The organism is Pseudomonas ficuserectae, assembly GCF_024584585.1.
GTDB lineage: Bacteria > Pseudomonadota > Gammaproteobacteria > Pseudomonadales > Pseudomonadaceae > Aquipseudomonas > Aquipseudomonas amygdali.
The window spans coordinates 4,401,799-4,425,409 of sequence record NZ_CP085684.1 but is presented as its reverse complement, the minus strand read 5'-3'; the positions used below and the strand labels follow the sequence as shown (position 1 = coordinate 4,425,409).

Sequence of the window (23,611 nt, the reverse complement as noted above, 5' to 3'; positions counted from 1 at the left end):
GATGCTGCCGTTCTGGATCGCCCTGCAATTTCTCGGTAGCCTGCCGATTCGTCTGCCCGGCATGCCGCGCCCGGAAGAGCTTGGGCGTTCGTTGTTGTTCTACCCGCTGGTAGGCGTGGTGTTCGGCATGCTGCTGCTGGGTTTCAGCGCGCTACTCAGTGGTACGCCGCTCATGCTGCATGCCGCGTTGGTACTCAGCGCCTGGGTGCTGCTCAGTGGCGGCTTGCATCTGGACGGTCTGGCCGACAGTGCCGACGCCTGGCTGGGCGGTTTTGGTGATCGCGAACGTACCTTGCAGATCATGAAGGACCCGCGTAGCGGGCCGATTGCCGTGGTCACGCTGGTGCTGGTGCTGCTGCTCAAATTTGCAGCGATTCTGGCGCTGATCGAAAGTCACAGCAGTATCGGGCTGCTGTTGGCGCCGCTGATCGGACGCGCTGCCATGCTTGGGCTGTTTCTGGGAACGCCATATGTGCGTTCCGGGGGATTGGGGCAGGCGCTCGCCGATCACCTGCCGCGTGGCCCTGGACGCAGGGTTTTGGCCGCCACTGCCATTGCGTGCGTGCTGCTCGCCGGCTGGTCAGGGGTAGCTGTATTGCTGGTCTGCGCCGTTTGTTTCTTCTGGCTGCGGCAGTTGATGATGCGCCGTCTGGGCGGCTGCACGGGCGACACCGCCGGGGCGCTGCTCGAACTGTTGGAGCTGGCAGTCCTGCTGACGCTGGCGCTGCTTTAACAGCCCTGCCAATGCTTTGTTGACAGCTTTTACCGGCAGCGCGTAGCTTCGCGATTCGCAGGTAAAACCATGTAACAAAGTGCAGGGAGCTTAACCATGACATCGATCTGGCGTACCAGCGGCTGGGTTCTGCTGGGCAGTGCGTTGATCCTTGCGCTTTCGCTGGGCACGCGGCACGGTTTCGGCCTGTTTCTGGCGCCCATGAGCGCGGATTTTGGCTGGGGGCGTGAGGTCTTTGCCTTTGCCATCGCCTTGCAGAACCTTATGTGGGGTCTGGCGCAGCCGTTCGCCGGGGCGCTGGCAGATCGATTTGGCGCGGCCAAAGTCGTCTTCGTTGGCGGTGTGCTGTATGCGGCAGGGCTGTTGTGCATGAGTATGGCTGATTCGTCTCTCAGTCTTTCCCTTAGTGCTGGTTTGCTGATCGGTATTGGTCTGTCCGGCACGTCTTTTTCGGTCATTCTGGGTGTCGTCGGGCGCGCGCTGCCTGCGGAAAAACGCAGCATGGGCATGGGGATCGCCAGCGCGGCGGGTTCATTCGGCCAGTTCGCCATGTTGCCCGGCACACTGGGCTTGATCAGCTGGTTGGGCTGGTCCGGTGCCTTGCTGGTGCTGGGCTTGATGGTGGCGCTGATCCTGCCCTTGGTAGGCATGCTCAAGGATACGCCGAGCGTGTCTACCGGCATCGAGCTGACGCTGGGCGAGGCGCTGCGTGAAGCCTGCTCGCATTCGGGGTTCTGGCTGCTGGCACTGGGTTTCTTCGTCTGTGGCTTTCAAGTGGTGTTCATCGGCGTGCACCTGCCAGCCTATCTGGTGGATCAACACTTGCCCGCCAAGGTCGGTACAACGGTGCTGGCCTTGATCGGGTTGTTCAATATCTTTGGCACTTACACCGCTGGCTGGCTGGGCGGGCGCATGTCCAAACCTCGACTGTTGACCGCGCTTTATCTATTGCGCGCGGTGGTGATCGTCTTGTTTCTCTGGGTCCCGCTGAGCCAGACCACTGCCTATCTGTTCGGCGTAGCAATGGGCCTGCTGTGGCTGTCGACTGTGCCGCTGACCAACGGCACGGTAGCGACACTGTTTGGTGTGCGTAACCTGTCGATGCTGGGCGGTATCGTCTTTCTGTTTCACCAGTTAGGCGCATTCCTCGGCGGCTGGCTGGGCGGGCTGGTGTATGACCGTACCGGCAACTACGACCTCGTCTGGCAAGTCTCGATACTGCTGAGTCTGCTGGCCGCCGCGTTGAACTGGCCGGTGCGTGAGCTCCCGGTGGCCAGGTTGCAGGCGCAGGGTAGCCTGGCATGAGCCGCCGCTGGCCTCTACTGGCGGCGGTGCTCGCAGGCGCGGTGGTGTTGGGGCTGGTGTGGTGGGCCTGGCAGCACGTTGGACTGGCTGCGTTGCAACTGGGAATGGGCGCTTGCTAGGCAGACAGCCTGGCATGGGGTAGCGTGTCGACAAACGACAACATTATCCAGGGCCGCCATGATGAACATTCGCTTTGTTTCGATTCCTCTTCTGCTGCTGGCCATGAGTGGCGCTGCAATGGCTGCCGACTGTCCGCCGCTGCTGCAGGGCGAGTTGCCCAAGCTGCGCGCCAAGGAAAACATCGACCTGTGCAAACGCTTTGCCGGCAAGCCGCTGGTGGTGGTCAACACCGCCAGTTTCTGTGGCTTTGCCCCGCAGTTCAAAGGGCTTGAAGAGCTGAGTCAGCGCTACAAGGGGCAGGGGCTTGAGGTGTTGGGCGTGCCGTCCAATGACTTCAAACAGGAAGCCAAGGATGGTGAGGAGACCGCCAAGGTTTGCTATGTCAATTACGGCGTGACTTTCACCATGACCGAGCCGCAGGCCGTACGCGGCGATGATGCGACTCATTTGTTCAAGGTGCTGGCCGAGCAAAGCAGTGCGCCGCGCTGGAATTTCTACAAGTACGTGGTTGATCGCCAGGGTAAAGTCATTGCCAACTTCTCCAGCATGACCAAGCCGGATGATCCTGAGCTGATCGCAGCCATTGAAAAGGCGATTGCGTCGAAGCCTTAGGGCGGGCTTGAGTGTTGTCTGAATCTGCCTGACATCGCAGAAGCCTTGTGTGACGCGGAGCGCCACAACGAGGACGCAGAGCGTCCAGAACTGCATGCCGACGCGGAGCGTCGGCACGATAGTCAGTCATGAGGCGGAGCATCTGTACGGTAGCCCGTCAATGACGCGGAGTATCTGTACGGCAGTCAATCAATGCGGATCTGAGCGCATCAGGCACGCAATAAAAAGCCCGCAACCATTACTGGTTGCGGGCTTTTTTCAGCCTGGCAGTTGCTATCAGAAGCGATAGGTAACCGAAGTGCCCAGGCCGTGAGCGGTGTTGCGGTAGTCAGCGCTGTACGAACCTTTGGTCGCGCTGGAGTCGCGGATCTTGGTTTCGTCTTCACGCAGGTACGAGTACGCCACGTCGATGGTCAGGTCGTCGGTCGGGCTCCAGCCTGCACCGAAACTGATGATCTTGCGATCGCCAGTCGGGATGCGTGGGGAGCGGTTGACGTTGTTGGTCGGCGACTGATCAACGGAGAAACCTGTGCGCAGGGTCCACTCTTTATTGACCTTGTACGAGGCACCGATGGCGTGCGCCCAGGTGTCGTGCCAGTTCTGTTCTTCGGTGATAGTGCCGATTGGGCCGGCAGAACCGCCCAGCAGAGCAGGGACGCCATCGTTGTTGACGGTGATGTCTTGCAGGCGGCTCCAGCGAGTCCAGGTACTGCCTGCGTAAACAGTCCAGTTCTCGTCGAGTTGCTGGGTGATAGAGAAGTCCACCGACTCAGGCGTGGAGATGTCCAGCGAAGCATCGTACTTCTGGCCGCCGAACGGGCCGAAGCCCGAGCCTTCGATCTTGGTCTTGCCCTTGAGCTTGTAATCGACCTTGGAGTGGTAAGTCAGGCCCAGACGAGTGGTGTCGATAGCCTGCACCAGAATGCCGGCATTGAAGCCGATTGCGGTGTCATCGCCTTCGATCTTCACCTTGCCGTCATTACGGCCAGGTGTTGCGGCGTTCAATGTTGCCGAGGTCAGTTCACCGTCGATGCGGTTGATGGTCGGGCCGAAACCGATGGAAACCTTGTCATTGAATGCATAGCTGACGGTTGGCTGGAAGGTCACGACCTGCACGTGACTCTTGTCGCCCCAGTAGCGGCCGGCGAAGCCTTTTTCGTAATCAGTGACCAGGCCGAACGGGACGTACACGCCCAGACCAAATGCCCAGTGATCATCGATAGGTTTGACGTAATAGCCCATTGGCACGCCGACCACCGGAACCATGTCACCGTCGTTGCTGCCGCCGAATGTGCCGCGACCGTTGTCGATGTCGGTCTTGGCAATCACGGCTGCGGCGCCGACGCTGATTTGTTCGCGTTTGATTCGGGACATGCCGGCAGGGTTGGCGAATACGGTGCTTGCATCATCGGCTGACGAGGAGCGACCTGCAAAGCCTGTGCCCATGCCGCTGATGCTTTGTTCGTTTAGGGCAAAACCGGCTGCAAGCAGTTGAGAAGAAGCCAGACCCAGGGCGAGTCCAAGTGTTGTCCGGTTCAGTGTTTTTGTCATTATTTTCATTATTAGAACTCCTTGTTGTTCACCGGTCGAAAATTACCAACATTTTCGATGGCGCGCTATAGGCTGAGGAGCCCGATTTAGAGCTATTCTTGTAGGACAATCTTGATAAAGCCGTGGGAATTGCAATTTAGACGAAGTCCCAGTGCTGCACATTGGTTAATGTCGTCAATTCAATATAGAGCGGGCATAAAAAAGCCCCGCTTTGCAGGGCGGGGCTTTTGGCGAGCGGTGAATCGTTTGCGTCAGGCGATGAGTGCTTGACGAGTACGCTCGATCACGGCTTGCAGCGGTTCGGCGCTTGCGTACTGATCGGGGTACAGGCGTTCGCTGTGACGGGCGATGCCGTGTTCGTTGACGATTGTAAAACTGAAACAGCCTTTGCGAGCGGCCATGATCAGGCAGTTCATCGGGGCAAAAGCATTGGTCAATGTGTGAATTGCGTGTTGGGTTTGAGTATTCATATTCAAGGTGTTTCCTGAAACAACACGGAACAATACCGTGCATAAATAAAGATTCCAGTAAACGCGGGCCGACATTTGATACAAAAGCCTGGCTGGGCGGAGAACCTGACTGGAACAAAGACAGGCAGTTGAAGCGCGCTTTATCGTATGGCGCTCTGGCTGACCGGTAGGTACTTAGGAGGGCAGGCAACACAACAGGAGCAAAGGTTCTACGCTCCGGGTGAAGATCCTGATCAATTGCAGGCTGGTTGAAGCAGACCATGAAAGCCATGACTGCACTGTCACCCCAAATGGTGCATCAGCGCGAAAGGTTCATGTCTGGAAACCATCGAGGTGGTCGATCCCTTGTTGCCAACATTCTCGTCGCATGGAGGAGTGTCTGTCGGGGGACTTGTCGACCGGAATTGATTTTCAGCTTGGTACTAACGGCGGTGATGCTACCCGCCATTTCGAAGTATTGCAAGCGTCGGTAAATAAAATTCACCAGTGCCCGACCATACGGAAGATCAGCACGGTCACGGATGCGACCATCGAGCAGCCGAGCAGGTAGGCAGCGATGGTCAGCCGCAGGGACTTGCGGCCTTCGATGGCGCGCATGATGTCGCCTGTCTTGTTGATACGTCCATTGCTCAGGTCGCTGCAGATGATCAGTAGCAGCACAATTGCAGACAACAGCACGCTGTAGGCGAAGCCGCCGCCGTCCGGTGGTGGCAGGACAATACTGGTGGCCAGGGCGACGATGCAGACGGCCATCAGCAGCAGGAAGAACTTCACTATCTCCCTCATGGGGCCTTCACTGAATCCTTGGTGGCTGATATTTGGTCTTTTTTGGCAGTGCTTGGACCGCGAGATGCACGATTTGTCGCCTGCATTGTTTTCAAGGCGTCTGGTGAGGTGTGGATTGCGTCGGCGACAGGTCGATCCCAGTGGTTGAAAGGCTGCTGAAAGCCACGTATTCATTGAGAATAAGATGCAATCGAGCAACAATCATATGATGCCCGAAATGGCTGAAAAGAGCCCCGGCAAGGAGTTGTGCACATTAGCTGAACAAGCTGCCATATCACTGTCACAAGCGTTGCTAAGGGTTTGATTTATGATGGTGAATTATTAAGTCAATGAAAAACATCGTTTTTTTTAGCTGGTGAAAAAATCGTCAGTTTGAGCGCAGGCCGCATCCTGCTTGCGTTTGCGGAAGTTAAAGGGGGGTTGTCCACTGAGTTATCCACAGCTTCTGTGGATTGTCCCGGCTGAAATGTCCCCGAAATGGGGGCTGTGCACGTTGCTGAAAGCGCGTACAATCCGTTCCCCCGATTTGCCCCCGCCTGTTGATCTTGCCTCGCCCTAGACGACGTTTCTGCTGCACTATCACGCGCTTACCCACACTGCCGCTGGCGATGATTCAGCCTGCATGGAGTCTTTATGGCACTGGACCTGAACAGCCTGTTACTGGGGCTTGCTGCAGCTGCTGTGCCCTTGTTGGCATTGCTCTGGCAGTTGCAGCGTCGTCTGGCACTTCGTCAGGCCGAGAGCGCGCTGCTGGACGAGCGCCTGAGCATGGCGCAGATGGCGCAGGAAGGCTTCAATGCGCAACTGGATGCCTGCCGCGACGAGGTGAGTGACCTCAGCCAGGCCAATGCGGCCAAACAGGCCGACCTTGCAGCGCTGCGGCGCGAGGTCGAGTTGCTGCGTCAGGAAGGCGATAGCGCTCGCGAAACGGCGCATGCCTGGAATCATGAGCGTGCCGGCAGAGAAGCCGAGTTGCGTCGTCTGGATGCGCAGTGCGCGGCATTGAATGCCGAGTTGCGTGAACAGCAGGACAGCCATCAGCAGCGCCTGAATGATCTGCAGGGTTCCCGGGATGAGCTGCGCGCGCAGTTCGCCGAGTTGGCAGGCAAGATCTTTGATGAGCGTGAGCAGCGTTTTGCCGAAACCAGCCAGCAGCAACTGGGGCAATTGCTCACACCGCTCAAGGAGCGCATCCAGTCGTTCGAAAAGCGCGTCGAGGAAAGTTATCAGAACGAAGCCCGCGAACGTTTTTCGCTGGCGAAGGAGCTAGAGCGTCTGCAGCAGTTGAATCAACGTTTGAGCGATGAAGCCACCAACCTGACGCGCGCCTTGAAAGGGCAGAAGACCCAGGGTAACTGGGGTGAACTGATTCTTGAGCGGGTGCTGGAGCATGCCGGGCTTGAAAAGGGCCGTGAATACCAGACGCAAATAAGCCTCAAGGGGCCGGATGGCGAGCGCTTTCAGCCTGATGTGCTGATCATGCTGCCCGGTGACAAACAAGTGGTGGTCGATGCCAAGGTCAGCCTGACGGCTTATCAGCAGTACGTATCGGCTGATGACGACGTTATCGGTCAGGCTGCGCTCAAGCAACATGTGCTGTCGCTGCGCAATCACGTCAAAGGCCTCTCGGGCAAGGATTACAAGCGTCTTGAGGGGCTTCACAGTCTGGATTTCGTTCTACTCTTCGTGCCTATCGAAGCGGCTTTTTCTGCAGCCTTGCAGGCGGAGCCGAATCTGTTTCAGGAAGCTTTTGATCGCAACATCGTGATTGTCAGCCCCACCACACTGCTGGCCACCTTGCGGGTCATCGACAGCCTGTGGAAGCAGGAACGTCAGAGCCAGAACGCGCGCGAGATTGCCGAGCGGGCAGGCTGGCTGTACGACAAGTTTGTGTTGTTCATTCAGGACCTGGACGAGGTAGGCAACCGTCTGCAGCAACTGGACAAGGCCTACTCGGCGGCGCGCAACAAGCTGACGGAGGGGCGCGGCAACCTGATAAGCCGTAGCGAGCAACTCAAGCTGCTGGGTGCGCGTGCCAGCAAGAGTCTGCCCGCAGACTTGCTCGAACGGGCTATGACTGACAATGACGGCCTGATCAGTCCGCCTGAATGATCAGTTTGGCTCGTCGGCGCAACGTTCAGTAACAGGCCGTCCGTCGCAAAGACTAGAAGCGAACCTGTACAAATGTCACATTGGCTCTATCGGAAAATTGTTTTCCGTAGCACTCGGCTAACGGTTCATTTGCTTCTATGATCTCTAGTGAGTGATGTGTACAGATTGACTGCCGGGTATTTCCCTCAAGGGGGCTCTATGAATAGCAAACTGCAAGAATGGCTCCATGACGCAGGCGTTGCATTGGGTCTTATAGAACGACCAAAACTGCAGCCCATTCCGGTTCGTGCCGATGATGATCGTCGTCGCCAACGCCGGTAAACCTCTCGCCTGACCCTCTTCGCTGGGCAGAGCGCATATTGAATCTGGTCGGGACGCACAGGAGTGTCCCGATACAAGGGCTGGCATTCAATGCCGATGTTCAGGTTTTCCCTTGGTTTTGTTGCCTTCGCTTCCCATTAACAGAATTAGCTCGATGATCATGTGCAGGGAAAAGTCCTCGGGCTTTGTGATGGCCTGTTCCTTGATCTGGTCAGGAAACGCGAAGTTGAAGACGTCCCCCAGCGCCGCGAACAGGCACTCTATGTCATCGTCCTCAAAAGCCAGGTCGATGAAGGTGGCACCTTCGTGAATCATGCTTTTATCCACTAGAATGATGCCTAGCGCGTCAAACACCTTCTGTTTGATTTCTTCGCGATTCATGAAAGCCCCTGAGGTTGATCTTGTCAGATTCAGCAGGCGTACTTCATTTCACCAGCCCAGACCTCAAGGCTAGCTCAAATCGCTGTTGCAGCTACGGTTTACCCCCGCGCAATGGGGGCTATCCGGTTAAACTGCGCCGCAGTTCGACAGGCGGTTGTGATGAGCTCAAGGTCATGGCGCAGCGCGGCATGTTTTAACCCTTTTGGATTGTCCGAGTAAGAACCGATGCCCCGCGCCCGCTGTAAACGTTGCCTGCGTCCCGTCCCGCACTGTCTCTGCGCCTTGATTCCGCAATTGGACAGCCGCACGCGAGTGTTGATCCTGCAGCATCCCGATGAAGCCGGCCATGCGTTGAATACGGCGCGACTGGCCGCACTGGGTCTGGTCAATGCGCAGTTGCGGGTGGGGGAAGTGTTCGATGATCTGCAAACGCTTTTGAACCCGACCGGCTACCAGGCGCGGTTGCTGTTTCCGGGTGACGCTGCCGAGACGTTGCTGCCCTATGTGCAGAACTCGCTGCCCATGTTGCTGGTCGTGCCGGATGGCACCTGGCGCAAGGCGCGCAAACTGCTGCACCTCAACCCCTTGTTGGCGGGCCTGCCAAGGGTCACACCAGGCATTGTGCCGGTTTCGCGTTATCGCTTGCGCAAAGCGCCGGGTCCGGATGCCTTATCGACGCTTGAGGCTATCGTTCATACGTTGCAGACGCTGGAAGCGCCACGCTCTTTCGAGGCGCTGCTGAAGCCTTTCGACGCCTTGATCGAAGGTCAGATTCAGGCAATGGGCAGCGAGACGTATCAGCGCAATCACGGCGGTCAGGGGTAAAGAACACAATTGGCGGCGTTAACTGCGCCCAGCTGTAACTGTTGCTTTGCAGATCAGCGCCTAGAATGAGCAACTGGTTCTATCTCTTGCGGAAGGTTCAATGCACATCTCGTCTGGTCGCTGGGTCTATGGCCTTTGTCTGTCGTTGTTGACTGCGTTGCTCTGGGGCATTCTGCCAATCAAGCTCAAGCAGGTTCTGCAGGTGATGGACCCTGTCACTGTGACCTGGTTTCGCCTGGCTGTTTCCGGCGCGCTGTTGTTCATCTGGCTGGCGTCGGTCAAGCGCCTGCCCAGCTTCAAGGTGCTGGGACGCAAGGGTCAGGTACTGGTGGGGCTGGCGGTATTCGGCCTAGTCGGCAACTACGTGCTGTACCTCATCGGCTTGCGGCTGCTAAGCCCCGGTACCACGCAATTACTGGTTCAGGTCGGCCCGATCTTCCTGTTGATCAGCAGTATCTTTTTGTTCAAGGAACGTTTCAGTCTGGGGCAGGGCATTGGTCTGGCCGTCTTGCTGATAGGTTTCGGCTTCTTTTTCAATCAGCGTCTGGTGGAGCTGTTCACCTCGTTGGGCGATTACACCCTTGGTGTGCTGGTGGTGCTCCTGGCCTCGACCATCTGGACGTTCTATGGATTGAGCCAGAAGCAGCTCCTGACCGTGTGGAATTCGCTTCAGGTGATGATGGTGATTTACCTGTTCTGTGCGCTGTTGCTAACGCCCTGGGCGCACCCCGCCGAGGCGTTATTGTTGAGCCCGTTGCAGGGCTGGCTGCTACTCGCCTGCTGTCTGAATACACTGGTGGCCTATGGTGCTTTCGCTGAGGCGCTCGCGCATTGGGAGGCATCACGGGTTAGCGCGACGCTTGCGTTGACGCCGCTGGTTACGCTGACCGCCGTGGCTGCCGCAGCGTGGCTATGGCCTGATTATGTGCAGGCAGAGGAATTGAACGTGATAGGTTATGGCGGCGCGCTGCTGGTCGTGACGGGGTCGGCGCTGACCGCGCTTGGCCCTTCACTGGTCGCTGGCCTCAGAGCGCGCAAGGCAAGGCTCGCACAGGCCTGAATTCACCGCCCGGACAGATCAGCGCTTGCCCAGTGCCTGTGCCTGGAGAATCCATTCCTGGCGTTGCTGTTCGCTGGCACTGTGCACCGGGGCAAATTCGGTAAGGCGTTTGGTTTTTATCCCGCAAAAGCCCAATATCGTCCGCACCATCTGCCGGTGAGCCGGCGCGCCGTAAATCCATTGAAAATAGCGTGGCGGCGTGTCCATGGCGACCAGCAGCTCCGCAGTGCGGCCTCGGAGCAGCTCATTGGAGGAATGCTTGCGGCCGTGGGTCTTGAACGCAAAACCTGGCGTCAGTACCCGGTCGAAAAAGCCCGTCAGTAGCGCCGGCAAGCCACCTCACCAGACGGGATAGACGAATACCAGATGCTCGGCCCAGTGAATCTGGCGCTGGGCGTCGAGCAGGTCCGGTTCAAGTGTCTGGGTTTGATCGTAGCCGTTGTGCAGAATAGGATCGAAATCCAGCTCGCCCAGCTTGAGTTCCCGCACCACATGCCCTTTACTGCGCGCAGCCTGTGCATAGGCTTCGCCAAGGGCATGGCAGAGGCTGATGGCTTTCGGCGTACCGTAAACCATCAGAATCCGTTTGCCGTTACCTTCCAGTGGCGTTGCGCCGCTTCTGGCATCAGCCATTACTGCCTGCCTCGAGCATTTTGTCCGGACGCACCCAGGCGTCGAACTCCTCATCGGTCAGATAACCCAGCGCCAATGCGGCTTCACGCAGGGTCAGGCCTTCGGTGTAAGCCTTCTTGGCAATCTGCGCCGATTTGTCATAACCGATATGCGGATTGAGTGCAGTAACCAGCATCAGTCCGCGCTCCAGGTGCTCAGCCATTTTTTCAGCATCCGGCTGCATGCCTGCAATGCAGTGTTCATTGAAATTGCTGCAGCCATCGGCCAGCAAGCGGATCGATTGCAGCACATTGTGGATGATCACCGGCTTGTAGACGTTCAGTTGCAGGTGGCCCTGGCTGGCGGCGAAGCCGATGGTCACGTCGTTGCCCATGACCTGGCAGGCGAGCATCGACAAGGCCTCGCACTGGGTCGGGTTGACCTTGCCGGGCATGATCGAACTGCCGGGCTCATTGGCTGGCAGCCTGACTTCGGCCAGCCCGGCACGCGGGCCGGAACCCAGCAGGCGCAGGTCGTTGGCGATTTTCATCAGGGTTCCGGCCAAGGTCTTCAATGCGCCGGAAAGTGCTGCAAGCGGCTCGTGACCGGCCAGTGCGGCGAACTTGTTGGGCGCAGTGACGAACGGCAGCCCGGACAGTGCAGCCAGCTCTGCTGCGATGGCCTCGGCGAAGCCTTTCGGCGAGTTGAGCCCGGTACCGACCGCAGTACCGCCCTGAGCCAGCTCATAGACGGCGGGAAGCGCAGCGCGAATGGCCTTTTCTGCGTAATCCAGTTGCGCGACAAACCCCGACAGCTCCTGGCCAAAGGTGATAGGCGTCGCGTCCATCATGTGCGTGCGCCCGGTCTTGACCAGTTTCATGTGCCGCGCAGCCTGTTCGGCAAGCCCGCTGGAAAGCTCGGCGATGGCGGGCAGCAGCTGTTCCTTGACCGCTTGGGCAGTGGCGATGTGCATGGCTGTCGGGAAGCAATCGTTGGAGCTTTGCGAGCGGTTGACGTGATCGTTGGGGTGAACTGGTGATTTACCGCCACGGCCCTGACCTGCCAGTTCGTTAGCTCGGCCTGCGATCACTTCGTTGACGTTCATGTTGCTTTGCGTGCCGCTGCCGGTCTGCCAGACCACCAGCGGGAATTGCGCGTCGTGCTGACCGTCGAGCACCTCATCGGCGGCCTGTTCGATCAGGCGGGCAATGTCGGCGGGCAGATCGCCGTTACGGTCGTTGACGCGTGCCGCGGCTTTCTTGATCAGGGTCAGCGCGTGCAGAACGGGCAGTGGCATACGCTGATCGCCAATCGCAAAATTGATCAGTGAGCGTTGGGTCTGCGCGCCCCAGTAGGCATCTTCGGGGACTTCGATCGGGCCAATGCTGTCGGTTTCGGTGCGGCTCACTGTTCTTACTCCTTTAAGTGCGTTGCAGGGTTAGGTGTCCATATGCCTACAGGGTTCCCGCGCAGTGCTTTTTAACCGCTGGGTGAACCGGGGGTTGAGCCAAAAGCCCAGATAAGCGCAGAATGGTCGGCCCTGGGGTAATGCCTCGTTTGCTAGATAAGGAAACTCGATGACCCGTCTTCGTGCCATTTGTACCGCGGTAGCCCTGGTCTGTGCCAGCGGCCAGGTCTTCGCCGACACCGCCAGTCACAACGCGAGCGCCGAAACGTTCCTGAAGCTTGCCAACGCCGATCGCCTGGGCGCTCCGGTCTATGCACAGGTTCAACAGATGTTCGCCCAGCGTTTTGCTGAAACCAAGGCACCTGCATCGAAAAAAGCCCTGCTTGAAACCTATCAGGCCAAGGCCAACACCGCTCTGGACCAGGCTATTGGCTGGAACAAGCTCAAGCCTGAGATGGTCAAGCTGTACACTGCCAACTTCACCGAAAGCGAGCTGAAGGACCTGGTTGCGTTCTACCAGTCTCCGCTGGGCAAGAAAGTGATGACCAAAATGCCTGAGCTGGCTCAGCAATCGGCCCAACTGACCCAAAGCAAACTGGAAAGCGCAGTGCCGGTCGTCAACAAGCTTCTGGCTGACATGACTGCCGAACTGGAACCTGCCAAGGCAGCCGCTCCAGCTCCTGCCAAAAAGCCCTGACAGGCGATTGCTGCCATGACCATGCAACAACGAATCGAGTCGGCGCTTGCGCTGCTGCAACCGCACCATCTGCAAGTGCTCGACGAGAGCCACATGCACAGTCGTGGTCAGCAGACCCATTACAAGGCTGTTCTGGTCAGTGATCAGTTTCAGGGCCTGAATTCGGTCAAGCGGCACCAGAAGGTTTACGCCACGCTGGGTGCCCTGATGGGCGAGTTTCATGCGCTGGCGTTGCACACTTACACGCCTGAAGAATGGTCGAAGGTCGGTGCAGCACCTGCTTCACCGACCTGCGCTGGCGGTCACTGATCAGGGTTTTTGGCTGATTTGCGCCCTTTTACCGGGGCTATTGATCCGCTGACCTGCCTGCGGCACTCCGGTTTTTGCTAGAATCCGCACCGCGCCGCCTGGCCGGTGCGTTTTTTTGTCCGCACATTTTTACCCGGTAGGCCCTTTGCGAGGGTCGCCACTGGAGAGACACATGACTCAAGAGCCGATGACTCAGCCGATCGTCGTGGCCGCGCTGTACAAGTTCGTCACCCTCAGCGATTACGTGGAACTGCGCGAGCCCCTGTTGCAGGCGATGGTCGACAACGGCATCAAGGGCACGCTGTTGATCGCCGATGAAGGCATCAACGGTACGGTGTCCGGCAGCCGCGAAGGCATTGACGGCCTGATGGCTTGGTTGAAGAGCGATCCGCGTCTGATCGACATCGACCACAAGGAATCCTACTGCGACGAGCAGCCGTTCTATCGCACCAAGGTCAAGCTCAAGAAAGAGATCGTGACCCTGGGCGTAGAGGGTGTCGACCCCAACAAGAGCGTCGGTACGTACGTCGAGCCCAAGGATTGGAACGAGCTGATCACTGACCCTGAAGTGCTGTTGATCGATACCCGCAACGACTACGAAGTCTCGATTGGCACCTTCGAGGGCGCCATAGATCCGAAGACCACGTCTTTTCGCGAGTTTCCGGAGTACATCAAGGCGCATTTCGACCCGGCGGTGCACAAGAAGGTCGCCATGTTCTGTACCGGTGGCATTCGCTGCGAAAAAGCCTCCAGTTACATGCTGGGCGAAGGTTTTGAAGAGGTCTATCACCTCAAGGGCGGGATTCTCAAATATCTGGAAGAAGTCCCCGAGCAGGAAAGTCAGTGGCGCGGCGAGTGTTTCGTGTTCGACAACCGGGTTACGGTGCGCCACGACCTGACCGAAGGCGATTATGATCAATGCCATGCCTGCCGCACGCCGATCAGTGCCGAGGATCGTGCCAGCGAGCATTACTCACCGGGTGTCAGTTGCCCGCATTGTTGGGATTCGCTGAGCGAGAAGACTCGTCGCAGCGCCATCGACCGACAAAAACAGATCGAACTGGCCAAGGCACGTAACCAGCCCCATCCGATTGGTCGCAACTATCGTTTGCCCTCCGAGGCCTGAGCCATGTCTGCCCGCCTGATCTATGTCATGGACCCTATGTGCTCCTGGTGCTGGGGCTTCGCTCCAGTTGCCGACGCGTTGGTGCAACAGGCTCGGGCAGCGGGCGTGCCGCTGCATCTGGTCATGGGCGGTCTGCGCTCTGAGGGTGCAGCGCTGGAGCCGGCCAAGCGTCGTTACATTCTCGAGCACTGGCAGGCGGTCGAAGAGGCCACCGGCCAGCCGTTTCTTCGCTACGGTGCGCTGCCGGAAGGTTTTGTCTACGACACCACGCCTGCCTGTCTGGCCGTCACTGCGGCACGGCAGTTGGACCCGGACCGCGCCTGGGAACTGGTAGGGCTGATTCAGCGGGCTTTCTATAGCGAAGGTCGTGACGTAACACGCCCTTCATTGCTGGTCGAACTGGCCGAGCAGGCGGGGCTGTCGCGTCAGGCATTTGCCGATGAATTCGAGAGTAAGGAGCGGCAAGCTGCCACGGCAGCTGATTTCGCCTGGGCGCAGGATCTGGGCATCGCCGGTTTTCCGACCCTGCTTGCCGAGCGTAACGGCCAGTTGGCGCTGTTGACCAACGGTTATCAGCCGTTGAGCAGCCTTTCGCCCTTGCTGGGTCGATGGCTGGAGCGTGCAGCCAGTGCGTGATGAATCGCCCGATGCCGCCCGGCAGTCGCAAGCCAAGCATGGCGATGCGTTGAGTTGGGCCGAGATCCGGCGTCTTGCGTTGCGTCATAAAAAAGCCCTGTGGCTGGCCAATGGTGTCGCGGTTCTGGCGACACTGTGCAGCGTGCCGATCCCGTTGTTGCTGCCGTTGCTGGTTGACGAAGTGCTGTTGGGGCGCGGCGATGCGGCACTGAAAGTCATGAATCACTTGCTGCCTGACGGCCTGCAAAAGGCGGCGGGCTACATCGGCCTGATGCTCTTGCTGACTCTGGTACTGCGTGTCGGAGCGCTGGTGTTCAACGTTCTGCAGGCGCGGCTGTTTGCCGGGCTGGCCAAGGATATCGTCTACCGTATCCGGCTACGTTTGATCGAACGGCTCAAGCGCATTTCCCTGCGTGAGTACGAAAGCCTGGGCAGCGGCACGGTGACTACGCATCTGGTGACCGACCTGGACACGCTGGACAAGTTTGTCGGCGAAACCCTCAGCCGACTGCTGGTAGCCACGCTGACCCTGGCAGGCACGGCGGGCATTCTGATGTGGATGCACTGGAAGCTGGCGCTGCTGATTATGCTGTTCAACCCGCTGGTGATTCTGCTCACGGTAAAGCTGGGCAAGCGGGTCAAGCATCTCAAGAAGCTGGAAAACGACAGCACGTCGCGTTTTACCCAGGCGCTGAGTGAAACACTGGATGCGATTCAGGAAGTCAGGGCGGGTAATCGACAGGGTTTCTTCCTTGGTCGGCTGGGCGTGCGGGCGCAGGAAGTGCGTGATTACGCCATCAATTCGCAATGGAAAAGCGACGCCTCGGGACGTGCCAGCGGGCTGCTGTTCCAGTTCGGTATCGATATCTTTCGTGCCGCCGCAATGCTCACGGTGTTGTTCTCGGACCTGTCGATCGGGCAGATGCTCGCGGTGTTCAGCTACCTGTGGTTCATGATGACGCCGGTTGAGCAACTGTTGAATCTGCAATACGCCTATTACGCGGCGGGTGGTGCTCTGACGCGTATCAACGAGCTGCTGGCGCGTGCCGATGAGCCGCAATATGTCGGCGGCACTGACCCTTTCGCAGGGCGCGAGACCGTGGGGGTCGAGGTGCGTGGCCTGAGTTTCGGTTATGGCGAAGACTTGGTGCTGGATCAGTTGAACCTGAGCATCGCGCCGGGTGAAAAAGTCGCCATCGTCGGTGCCAGTGGTGGCGGCAAGAGCACCTTGGTGCAGTTGCTGCTGGGCTTGTACACGGCCCGCACCGGAGTGATCCGTTTTGGCGGCGTCAGTCAGCAGGATATCGGTCTGGACACTGTGCGCGAGAACGTTGCCGTGGTACTGCAGCATCCCGCCCTGTTCAATGACACGGTGCGCGCCAACCTGACCATGGGTCGTGACTGCAGCGACGAAGCCTGCTGGCGTGCGCTGGAAGTTGCGCAACTCGATTCTGCGATCCGCGATCTGCCACAAGGTCTGGACAGCGTGGTAGGGCGCTCCGGGGTCAGAATGTCGGGTGGCCAGCGTCAGCGCATGGCCATCGCACGTATGGTATTGTCCGACCCTAAAGTGGTTATTCTCGATGAAGCTACCTCGGCGCTGGACGCGGCTACCGAGTACAACCTGCATCAGGCCCTCGCACGTTTTCTGCGTAGTCGCACAACGCTGATCATCGCGCACCGCCTGTCGGCCGTGAAGCAGGCTGACCGGGTGCTGGTGTTTGATGGCGGGCGGATTGTCGAAGACGGCGGACACCAACAGTTGATTGCCGATGGAGGTCTTTACGCAAAGCTGTACGGACACTTGCAACAAATCTGATGTGCGATGCCTCGATCAGCGCACAGGTTGGCTCGATTGCGGGAGAATCACCTGCCATCATTTATGAATTTAGCCTAGTCTCTGCGCTAGACGTTTATTCAGGCATGTGGTGAGGTGAAACCCATGAATCAACCATGGACCTTCTCCAAGCCCCGTCTGTTGGGCATCGTATGGCCATTCATTGCCGTCGCGCTGTTTCAGGCGTTGCTGGGGTGTGTCAGTCTCTACACCATGTCTGCGGTGCGCAGCTATGTGGCGGGCGAGAGTCTCTGGTCCAAGGGCCAGAAAGACGCCATCCATTACCTGAGCCTATACGCCATCACGCATGATGAGCGTGACTATCTGAAGTATCAAAACGCATTTTCCGTCCCTCAGGGCGGCCACGCCTTGCGCAAGGCGCTCGATCAGCCTATTCCGTCCATGGCGGATGCCAGGGCCGGGATCATTCAGGGCGGCAATCACCCCGATGACGCGAACGGCATCATCTGGATGTACCTGAACTTCCATAACTTCAGCTTCATGAAGCAGGCCATTCACTTTTGGGAGGTGGGTGATGGCTACCTCATGCAGCTCAATGAACTTGCGCGGAATATTCACGACCGGGTCGGTGAGGGTGAGGTGACTGCCGCCGAGGTCAATCAGTGGCGAGTGCAGATCAATGTCATCAATGAAGGGGTAACACCCGCAGCGCGGGCGTTCAGTGATGCGCTGGGCGAGGGGGCCCGGTTCATCCTCAACCTGCTGATTGCGGTCAATCTGGTCACTGCCGTTTTACTGATTCTTCTGGCGCTGCTGCGTGTGCGTCGTCTGATTGTCCAGCGGCGCGTGTTTGCTGATGCCCTGCAACTTGAGAAAGAGCGCGCCCAGATTACCCTGGAGTCCATCGGCGACGGAGTGATCACCATCGACGTGGCCGGGGCCATTGTCTACATGAACCCCGCAGCCGAGGGCCTGACGCACTGGAAAAGCACCTAGGCCAGCGGGCTTCCGCTGACAGCGCTGTTCAATCTGCTGGATGAAAACGATCAGAAGGACACCTCGACGCTGGTCGAACAGATCGTCACCGGCAAGCTCAAGGGCGGCAGCGCCAACAGCAAGCTTATCCAGCGGCTGGATGGCAGTACGGTCTCGGTAGCACTGGTCGGTACGCCGATCTACAACGAGGGGGTGGTCAGCGGGGCGGTGCTGGTACTGCATGACATGACACAGGAGCGTCAGTACATCGCCGATCTGTCATGGCAGGCCGCCCATGATCCGCTGACCGGGCTGGTCAATCGCAGTGAATTCGAGCATCGCCTGCAGCGGGTACTGGATGGTATTGACGATCAGGCGAGCAGCCACTGCCTTATGTTTCTTGACCTGGATCAGTTCAAACTGGTCAATGACACCGGTGGTCATGCGGCGGGCGATGAGCTGCTGCGCCAGCTTTGCCGGGCACTGCCGCAGGGCTTGCGCGACGGTGACACACTGGCCCGGTTGGGAGGTGACGAGTTCGGCGTGTTGCTGGTCGATTGTCCTGCCGACACGGCCCTCGATATAGCCGAGGGGTTGCGCGAGATCGTGCAGACCCTGCATTTCATGTGTAAAGGTCGGCCATTCATGACTACCGTAAGTATCGGTCTGGTGCAGCTCGGCGATACACCCGCCAAGCTTGAAGGGTCGTTGTCTGCTGCCGACATGGCCTGTTATATGGCCAAGGAGAGAGGCCGCAACCGGGTTCAGGTCTACAGTGTTGACGACCTGACTCTGTCGATGCGGTTCGGCGAGATGGCCTGGATACAACGTCTGCACATGGCAATGGATGAAAATCGCTTTTGCCTTTATGCGCAGGAAATCGCTTCGATCAAAGGTGAAGGCGATGAGGTGCGGCACATAGAAATCCTCCTGCGCCTGCGTGATGAGTCCGGACGAATGGTGGTTCCGGACAACTTTATCCCGGCTGCCGAGCGCTACGGCCTTATGACGACGCTGGATCGTTGGGTGGTGCACAATGTCTTCAAAGTGATCGCCCAATGCCAGAGTGATGATCGGCATCAGGCACCGCAGGCGCTATGTGCTATAAATTTGTCAGGTTCAAGTATCGGCGATGATACGTTCCTCGAATACCTGAAGCAGCAGTTCAAGGCATTTGCCGTATCGCCTGGAATGATCTGTTTCGAGATCACTGAAACCAGTGCCATTGCAGACCTGGACAGCGCGATTCGCTTTATCAACGAGTTGAAGGGGCTGGGCTGTCAGTTTTCCCTTGATGATTTCTGCTCGGGCATGTCGTCCTTTGCCTATCTCAAACACTTGCCTGTGGATTTTCTGAAAATCGATGGCAGTTTTGTAAAGGACATGCTCGACAATCCGATCAACAAGGCTATGGTCGAGGTCATCAACAATATTGGTCATGTAATGGGCAAACGCACCATTGCCGAGTACGTAGAAACGCCGCAGATAGAGTTTGCGTTGCAGGAAATGGGCGTGGATTTTGCACAAGGGTATCTGATATCACGCCCTGAATTGTTCACTTGCGAGAGTCTGTACATTCAGCCCGTACGGCCTGACCCCCTGATGTTCGGCGCGCCAGGAACGCTACGTTAATCAGTTGAAACCCTATAAGGAGATACCCAGTGATCGACACTTTCGAGAGAACCGGTCCGCTCATGGAAGCCAGCAGTTATCCGGCCTGGGCGCAGCAGTTGATCAAGGATTGCAGCGCTGCAAAGGCACGGGTGGTCGAGCACGAGTTGTACCGGCAGATGCGTGACGCGAAGCTGAGTCCGCAGATCATGCGCCATTACCTGATCGGCGGTTGGCCGGTTGTCGAGCAGTTCGCGGTGTACATGGCCAAGAACCTCACCAAGACCCGCTTTGGTCGTCATCCTGGCGAAGACATGGCGCGCCGCTGGCTGATGCGCAATATTCGCGTCGAACTCAATCATGCTGACTACTGGGTGAACTGGTGTGCAGCGCACGATGTGACGCTTGAAGACCTCCACGATCAACGGGTTGCGCCTGAGCTGCACGCACTGAGCCACTGGTGCTGGCAGACCAGCTCTTCGGACTCACTGGCTGTTGCGATGGCGGCCACCAACTATGCCATTGAAGGAGCGACGGGCGAGTGGTCGGCAGTGGTCTGTTCCAATGGTGCGTACGCCGAAGCATTCCCTGAAGAAACCCGCAAGAAAGCCATGAAATGGCTCAAGATGCATGCACAGTACGACGACGCGCACCCTTGGGAGGCGCTCGAGATCATTTGCACGTTGGTGGGTAATAAACCGAGCCTGCAGCTGCAAGCTGAGCTGCGTCAGGCCGTTACCAAGAGTTACGATTACATGCATTTGTTCCTGGAGCGCTGCATGCAGCTGGACAAGGTCAAGCCTGCGCGTGGGCGTGTTGCCGCGCTGGAAGTATAGCGGCTGGGCGAGAAAGGCAGGAAAGAGTGCTAGCTGGCCATGGCAAGACGGTTGCGACCTTCGCGTTTAGCAACATACAGGGCGTTGTCGGCCCTGCGCAGCAGGCTGTCGGCGGTTTCTGCCGGCAGTAGTGTTGAGCATCCCAGGCTGACGGTCATGGTCAGAGCTGGGTCAAGCTCGCGAAACTCGAGGTTCCGCACGGCCTGGCGCAGGCGTTCGCCGATCAGTTCAGCCGAACTGGCTCCGGTGTTGGAAAGAATCACCACGAACTCTTCACCGCCATAGCGGAACACACGATCGATATTGCGCAGTTGCGCTTTCAGGCTTTGCGCAACGGTTTTCAGTACATCATCGCCAGTATGATGGCCGTACTCATCGTTCACTTTCTTGAAATGATCGATATCCAGCATCAGCAATGAAAGCGGTTGCTTGTGACGACGCGATATCTCTATCTCGCGAGCCAGGCCCTGATCCATTGCGATACGGTTACCGGTACTGGTCAAAGGGTCGCGCAGCGCTGTCTGTGTCGCAATGCGATACAGCAGGGCGTTCAGCAGCGGGTACACCAGACAGACCAGCAGCGATTCAAGGTCGCTCAGCTGCCGGGTATCAAATGGCTTGGCGCCTTGAAACTCCAGCTCACCGATGCACTTGCCCTCGTGACGCAGGTGAAAAGTGGCGCTGTCGGATGACATCTCGCCCAGACGCAGATTCAGGTCGCTTTCGATATGTCGATAGGCCAGACCACTCAATGGCAGGAACCGTTGCACACCCTGAAAAAACAGGGTCAGTATCCGCTCGGCTTCCAGGCTGGTCTGCAATTGTCGCCCAAGCTGATAAACCAGCTCGGGCAGTGACGGGGGTGGAAGTATGGCGTCGGGTCGATTTCGAAAACCCAGGCGTTGCAGTTCAGCCGTATCGAAATCGATTGCATGGGTCTGGGTAGGAAAATTCATCTCTTCGCTCCTCAGCACATATTGCTGGCTTGGCTGGGTTAGAGGGGATGTCGTGCCATTCGGTTCATTTTTGCCCGGACTTATTAAAATCAGTGGTTTAGCTGACGCCATCTCTCTGACAGTGAGGGCGAGTCGGCAATTCCTTGACTTAAAATGCCGCTAAAAACGCCTGCCGTGACAGTTTTCCGTCACGGCAATGTCTGGTTATTTTTGCTCACTGAGCATTCAGCGCCTGCCCGTTTATGCCCTTGCTGTCCGGTCCCATCAAGTACAGGTAGACCGGCATGATGTCTTCAGGCGCGGGATTGTTCTGCGGGTTTTCGTCAGGGTAGGCCTGCGCACGCATACCGGTACGGGTAGCGCCCGGGTTGATGCTGTTGGCCCGCACACTGGTGACGCCTTCAAGCTCGTCGGCGAGGGTTTGCATCAGGCCTTCGGTAGCAAATTTCGATACCCCGTACGCGCCCCATTGCGCGCGGCCTTTGCGACCAACGCTGCTGGAAGTGAAGGCCACCGATGCATCGGTCGAGCGCCGAAGCAGTGGCAGCAATGCCTGGGTGAGCATGAAGGTGGCATTGACGTTGACGTGCATGACCTGCATGAAGTCTTCGCCTGGCAGGTGTTCCACTGAAGTGCGCGGTCCGATGATCGAGGCGTTGTGCAGCAGCCCGTCAAGACGGCCGACTTTGCGCTCGATCATGGTCGCCAGGTCGTGATACTGCGCGGGGTCGGCGCTTTCCAGATCGAAGGGTATGACCAACGGCAGCAGATGACCTGCTGCCTGTATCTCGTCATGGACCTGAGCCAGGCTGGCTTCAGTTCTGCCCAGCAGCAGAACAGTCGCGCCATGCGCTGCGTAGGTTTTTGCGGCTGCAGCACCGATGCCGCGAGCGGCACCGGTTACCAGAATGATCCGGCCCTTGAGCAGTTCCGGGTGCGCTGAGTAGTCAAACATGTAAAACCTCGTTCAGCAGCTGCACAGTGCGTTATCCAGCACCTTGCGCAGTTCCAGCGGATGATCGACCACCACGTCGGCACCCCAGTGATCAGGATTGTCGTCGGGGTGGATGTAGCCGTAGCGCACGGCAGCAGTCTTGGTGCCTGCGTCGCGGCCGGACTCAATGTCGCGCAGATCGTCGCCTACGAACAGGACGCTGGCCGGGTCGAGGTCGAGCATCTTGCAGGCCAGAATCATCGGCTCGGGGTGTGGCTTGCTGTGCGTGACGTGGTCCGGGCAGATCAGTACGGCGGAGCGTTCGGCCAGGCCGAGCTGTTCCATGATCGGCTGAGCGAAGCGCACCGGCTTGTTTGTCACCACGCCCCAGATCAGGCCGGCCTTCTCGATGTCGACCAGCAACTCGCCCATGCCATCGAACAGTCTGCTGTGGACGGCGCAGTCACGCTGATAGCGCTCCAGGAACTCGAGGCGCAATGCTTCGAATTGCGGCGCTTGCGGCGACATCGCGAAGGTCGCTGCCACCATGGCCCTGGCGCCACCTGAAACTTCATCGCGGATCAGTTTGTCCGGTACGGGGGGAAGGCCGCGGTCGGCCAGCATCGCCTGAGCAATGGCGATGAAGTCCGGTGCGGTGTCGAGCAGGGTGCCGTCCATGTCGAATAAAACCGCTCTCAGGCGCATCTGTCATGCCTCCCGCAGGGTCTGGATCATGTAGTTGACGTCGACGTCGGAGGCCAGCTTGTAATGCTTGGTCAGCGGATTGTAGGTCAGACCGATGATGTCCTTGACCTGCAAGCCTGCATCGCGGCTCCAGGCACCCAGTTCGGAAGGGCGGATGAATTTTTTGAAGTCGTGGGTCCCGCGTGGCAGCAGGTTGAGGATGTATTCGGCACCGACCACAGCGAACAGATAAGCTTTCGGGTTGCGGTTGATGGTCGAGAAAAACACCTGACCGCCCGGCTTGACCATGCGATAGCAGGCGCGGATCACCGACGATGGGTCCGGTACGTGCTCAAGCATTTCCAGGCACGTCACCACATCGAACTGCTCGGGCATCTCTTCGGCCATGTCCTCGGCGGTGATCTGCCGATACTCGACGCTGACGCCTGATTCAAGCTGATGCAGCTGTGCTACGGCCAGCGGCGCTTCGCCCATGTCGATGCCGGTGACCGTTGCGCCGCGCAGGGCCATCGCCTCGCTGAGAATGCCGCCGCCGCAGCCGACGTCGAGCACCTTCTTGCCTGCCAGGCCGACACGCTCGTCGATCCAGTTGACGCGCAGCGGATTGATGTCATGCAGCGGCTTGAATTCGCTTTCGCGGTCCCACCAGCGATGGGCCAAGGCCTCGAATTTAGCGATTTCTGCGCGGTCGACGTTGCTCATGGGTGTCCCTCTTGAACTCAAAATTCTTTT

The 23,611-nt window shown here is 58.2% G+C and carries 23 protein-coding genes and 2 pseudogenes; 15 read left to right on the top strand and 10 right to left on the bottom strand.

The window, feature by feature from the left end; all coding sequences use genetic code 11:
• The first annotated feature begins 1 nt into the window (after position 1).
• From LJU29_RS19520 to LJU29_RS19505, 4 genes are all read left to right on the top strand, one after another.
• Positions 2–733 carry an adenosylcobinamide-GDP ribazoletransferase gene (locus LJU29_RS19520; RefSeq protein WP_060407143.1) on the top strand — a complete coding sequence of 244 codons (732 nt, stop codon included), beginning with the start codon at positions 2–4 and terminating at the stop codon, positions 731–733.
• A 96-nt stretch (positions 734–829) separates the two neighbouring features.
• On the top strand, positions 830–2,038 hold the full coding sequence (locus tag LJU29_RS19515) for an MFS transporter (RefSeq protein ID WP_054995321.1): 1,209 nt from the start codon (positions 830–832) through the stop codon (positions 2,036–2,038).
• Positions 2,035–2,157: a hypothetical protein gene (locus tag LJU29_RS19510; RefSeq protein WP_002554591.1), complete on the top strand. Its 123-nt coding sequence runs from the start codon at positions 2,035–2,037 to the stop codon at positions 2,155–2,157. The genes LJU29_RS19515 and LJU29_RS19510 overlap by 4 nt, the downstream gene beginning before the upstream one ends.
• Before the next feature lie 61 nt (positions 2,158–2,218).
• A complete protein-coding gene (locus LJU29_RS19505) occupies positions 2,219–2,770 on the top strand; it encodes a glutathione peroxidase (protein WP_002554590.1) in 552 nt (183 codons plus the stop codon).
• Between the two features lie 276 nt (positions 2,771–3,046).
• Here the strand turns inward: LJU29_RS19505 and LJU29_RS19500 are convergent, their stop codons facing one another.
• From LJU29_RS19500 to LJU29_RS19490, 3 genes are all read right to left on the bottom strand, one after another.
• Positions 3,047–4,330: an OmpP1/FadL family transporter gene (locus LJU29_RS19500; protein ID WP_371321894.1), complete on the bottom strand. Its 1,284-nt coding sequence runs from the start codon at positions 4,328–4,330 to the stop codon at positions 3,047–3,049.
• 242 nt (positions 4,331–4,572) lie between these two features.
• The gene (locus LJU29_RS19495) at positions 4,573–4,791 is read right to left on the bottom strand and encodes a hypothetical protein (protein ID WP_002554588.1); all 219 of its coding nucleotides are present in this window, start codon (positions 4,789–4,791) and stop codon (positions 4,573–4,575) included.
• A gap of 480 nt (positions 4,792–5,271) precedes the next feature.
• On the bottom strand, positions 5,272–5,577 hold the full coding sequence (locus LJU29_RS19490) for a hypothetical protein (protein ID WP_257111079.1): 306 nt from the start codon (positions 5,575–5,577) through the stop codon (positions 5,272–5,274).
• Positions 5,578–6,324: 747 nt separating this feature from the next.
• On the opposite strand from LJU29_RS19490, the gene LJU29_RS19485 reads away from it, so the two are divergent.
• Together LJU29_RS19485 and LJU29_RS29360 are read left to right on the top strand one after the other, a co-directional pair.
• On the top strand, positions 6,325–7,689 hold the full coding sequence (locus LJU29_RS19485) for a DNA recombination protein RmuC (RefSeq protein ID WP_183135646.1): 1,365 nt from the start codon (positions 6,325–6,327) through the stop codon (positions 7,687–7,689).
• Positions 7,690–7,887: 198 nt separating this feature from the next.
• Positions 7,888–8,010: a PA1414 family protein gene (locus LJU29_RS29360; protein ID WP_101165338.1), complete on the top strand. Its 123-nt coding sequence runs from the start codon at positions 7,888–7,890 to the stop codon at positions 8,008–8,010.
• An 87-nt stretch (positions 8,011–8,097) separates the two neighbouring features.
• Here the strand turns inward: LJU29_RS29360 and LJU29_RS19480 are convergent, their stop codons facing one another.
• Complete coding sequence (locus tag LJU29_RS19480; RefSeq protein WP_005755183.1) at positions 8,098–8,391, bottom strand: hypothetical protein; 294 nt, start codon at positions 8,389–8,391, stop codon at positions 8,098–8,100.
• Between the two features lie 225 nt (positions 8,392–8,616).
• Between LJU29_RS19480 and LJU29_RS19475 the strand changes: the two genes are divergently transcribed.
• Both LJU29_RS19475 and LJU29_RS19470 read left to right on the top strand, forming a co-directional pair.
• Entirely contained in the window at positions 8,617–9,216 is a 600-nt protein-coding gene (locus LJU29_RS19475) for a tRNA-uridine aminocarboxypropyltransferase (protein WP_257111078.1), read from the top strand.
• 100 nt (positions 9,217–9,316) lie between these two features.
• Positions 9,317–10,276 (top strand): DMT family transporter, encoded by a 960-nt coding sequence (locus LJU29_RS19470; RefSeq protein ID WP_257111077.1) that lies wholly within the window; start codon positions 9,317–9,319, stop codon positions 10,274–10,276.
• A gap of 18 nt (positions 10,277–10,294) precedes the next feature.
• Here LJU29_RS19470 and LJU29_RS19465 read toward each other — a convergent pair.
• Both LJU29_RS19465 and LJU29_RS19460 read right to left on the bottom strand, forming a co-directional pair.
• Positions 10,295–10,909, bottom strand: a pseudogene (locus LJU29_RS19465) (NAD(P)H-dependent oxidoreductase).
• The gene (locus LJU29_RS19460) at positions 10,902–12,296 is read right to left on the bottom strand and encodes a class II fumarate hydratase (RefSeq protein WP_002554581.1); all 1,395 of its coding nucleotides are present in this window, start codon (positions 12,294–12,296) and stop codon (positions 10,902–10,904) included. Before LJU29_RS19460 ends, LJU29_RS19465 begins: the two are co-directional and overlap by 8 nt.
• A gap of 169 nt (positions 12,297–12,465) precedes the next feature.
• Here LJU29_RS19460 and LJU29_RS19455 point away from each other — a divergent pair, with 169 nt between their 5' ends.
• The 7 genes and pseudogenes from LJU29_RS19455 (at position 12,466) to LJU29_RS19425 (ending at position 20,284) form a co-directional block, all read left to right on the top strand.
• Positions 12,466–12,993, top strand: coding sequence for a DUF2059 domain-containing protein (locus LJU29_RS19455; protein ID WP_003314637.1), 528 nt, complete (start codon positions 12,466–12,468; stop codon positions 12,991–12,993).
• A 15-nt stretch (positions 12,994–13,008) separates the two neighbouring features.
• Positions 13,009–13,302, top strand: a complete 294-nt coding sequence (locus tag LJU29_RS19450) for a BolA family protein (RefSeq protein ID WP_002554579.1) — start codon at positions 13,009–13,011, stop codon at positions 13,300–13,302.
• A 187-nt stretch (positions 13,303–13,489) separates the two neighbouring features.
• On the top strand, positions 13,490–14,428 hold the full coding sequence (gene trhO, locus LJU29_RS19445; protein WP_032637872.1) for an oxygen-dependent tRNA uridine(34) hydroxylase TrhO: 939 nt from the start codon (positions 13,490–13,492) through the stop codon (positions 14,426–14,428).
• 3 nt (positions 14,429–14,431) lie between these two features.
• Entirely contained in the window at positions 14,432–15,064 is a 633-nt protein-coding gene (locus tag LJU29_RS19440; protein WP_257111076.1) for a DsbA family protein, read from the top strand.
• Positions 15,057–16,883, top strand: a complete 1,827-nt coding sequence (locus LJU29_RS19435) for an ABC transporter ATP-binding protein (protein ID WP_057404791.1) — start codon at positions 15,057–15,059, stop codon at positions 16,881–16,883. Before LJU29_RS19440 ends, LJU29_RS19435 begins: the two co-directional genes overlap by 8 nt.
• 123 nt (positions 16,884–17,006) lie before the next feature.
• A pseudogene (locus LJU29_RS19430) lies at positions 17,007–19,469 on the top strand (EAL domain-containing protein).
• Between the two features lie 29 nt (positions 19,470–19,498).
• Positions 19,499–20,284: an iron-containing redox enzyme family protein gene (locus tag LJU29_RS19425; protein WP_054995146.1), complete on the top strand. Its 786-nt coding sequence runs from the start codon at positions 19,499–19,501 to the stop codon at positions 20,282–20,284.
• A 29-nt stretch (positions 20,285–20,313) separates the two neighbouring features.
• On the opposite strand, the gene LJU29_RS19420 is transcribed toward LJU29_RS19425, so the two are convergent.
• The 4 genes from LJU29_RS19420 to ubiG all read right to left on the bottom strand — a co-directional run bounded on the left by LJU29_RS19420 (position 20,314) and on the right by ubiG (position 23,581).
• Positions 20,314–21,240 carry a GGDEF domain-containing protein gene (locus LJU29_RS19420; protein WP_002554573.1) on the bottom strand — a complete coding sequence of 309 codons (927 nt, stop codon included), beginning with the start codon at positions 21,238–21,240 and terminating at the stop codon, positions 20,314–20,316.
• Positions 21,241–21,454: 214 nt separating this feature from the next.
• Complete coding sequence (locus tag LJU29_RS19415) at positions 21,455–22,195, bottom strand: YciK family oxidoreductase (protein WP_005744705.1); 741 nt, start codon at positions 22,193–22,195, stop codon at positions 21,455–21,457.
• Positions 22,196–22,207: 12 nt separating this feature from the next.
• The gene (mupP, locus tag LJU29_RS19410) at positions 22,208–22,879 is read right to left on the bottom strand and encodes an N-acetylmuramic acid 6-phosphate phosphatase MupP (RefSeq protein WP_005731282.1); all 672 of its coding nucleotides are present in this window, start codon (positions 22,877–22,879) and stop codon (positions 22,208–22,210) included.
• A 3-nt stretch (positions 22,880–22,882) separates the two neighbouring features.
• Entirely contained in the window at positions 22,883–23,581 is a 699-nt protein-coding gene (gene ubiG, locus LJU29_RS19405) for a bifunctional 2-polyprenyl-6-hydroxyphenol methylase/3-demethylubiquinol 3-O-methyltransferase UbiG (RefSeq protein ID WP_002554570.1), read from the bottom strand.
• Positions 23,582–23,611 lie beyond the last annotated feature (30 nt).

Bases quoted from the DNA above. Each gene is read 5' to 3' on its own strand.
- LJU29_RS19520 (WP_060407143.1), top strand. From the start codon at position 2: ATGCTGCCGTTCTGGATCGCCCTGCAATTTCTCGGTAGCCTGCCGATT.
- LJU29_RS19515 (WP_054995321.1), top strand. From the start codon at position 830: ATGACATCGATCTGGCGTACCAGCGGCTGGGTTCTGCTGGGCAGTGCG.
- LJU29_RS19510 (WP_002554591.1), top strand. From the start codon at position 2,035: ATGAGCCGCCGCTGGCCTCTACTGGCGGCGGTGCTCGCAGGCGCGGTG.
- LJU29_RS19505 (WP_002554590.1), top strand. From the start codon at position 2,219: ATGAACATTCGCTTTGTTTCGATTCCTCTTCTGCTGCTGGCCATGAGT.
- LJU29_RS19500 (WP_371321894.1), bottom strand. From the start codon at position 4,330: ATGAAAATAATGACAAAAACACTGAACCGGACAACACTTGGACTCGCC.
- LJU29_RS19495 (WP_002554588.1), bottom strand. From the start codon at position 4,791: ATGAATACTCAAACCCAACACGCAATTCACACATTGACCAATGCTTTT.
- LJU29_RS19490 (WP_257111079.1), bottom strand. From the start codon at position 5,577: ATGAGGGAGATAGTGAAGTTCTTCCTGCTGCTGATGGCCGTCTGCATC.
- LJU29_RS29360 (WP_101165338.1), top strand. From the start codon at position 7,888: ATGAATAGCAAACTGCAAGAATGGCTCCATGACGCAGGCGTTGCATTG.
- LJU29_RS19480 (WP_005755183.1), bottom strand. From the start codon at position 8,391: ATGAATCGCGAAGAAATCAAACAGAAGGTGTTTGACGCGCTAGGCATC.
- LJU29_RS19475 (WP_257111078.1), top strand. From the start codon at position 8,617: ATGCCCCGCGCCCGCTGTAAACGTTGCCTGCGTCCCGTCCCGCACTGT.
- LJU29_RS19470 (WP_257111077.1), top strand. From the start codon at position 9,317: ATGCACATCTCGTCTGGTCGCTGGGTCTATGGCCTTTGTCTGTCGTTG.
- LJU29_RS19455 (WP_003314637.1), top strand. From the start codon at position 12,466: ATGACCCGTCTTCGTGCCATTTGTACCGCGGTAGCCCTGGTCTGTGCC.
- LJU29_RS19450 (WP_002554579.1), top strand. From the start codon at position 13,009: ATGACCATGCAACAACGAATCGAGTCGGCGCTTGCGCTGCTGCAACCG.
- trhO (WP_032637872.1), top strand. From the start codon at position 13,490: ATGACTCAGCCGATCGTCGTGGCCGCGCTGTACAAGTTCGTCACCCTC.
- LJU29_RS19440 (WP_257111076.1), top strand. From the start codon at position 14,432: ATGTCTGCCCGCCTGATCTATGTCATGGACCCTATGTGCTCCTGGTGC.
- LJU29_RS19420 (WP_002554573.1), bottom strand. From the start codon at position 21,240: ATGAATTTTCCTACCCAGACCCATGCAATCGATTTCGATACGGCTGAA.
- LJU29_RS19415 (WP_005744705.1), bottom strand. From the start codon at position 22,195: ATGTTTGACTACTCAGCGCACCCGGAACTGCTCAAGGGCCGGATCATT.
- mupP (WP_005731282.1), bottom strand. From the start codon at position 22,879: ATGCGCCTGAGAGCGGTTTTATTCGACATGGACGGCACCCTGCTCGAC.
- ubiG (WP_002554570.1), bottom strand. From the start codon at position 23,581: ATGAGCAACGTCGACCGCGCAGAAATCGCTAAATTCGAGGCCTTGGCC.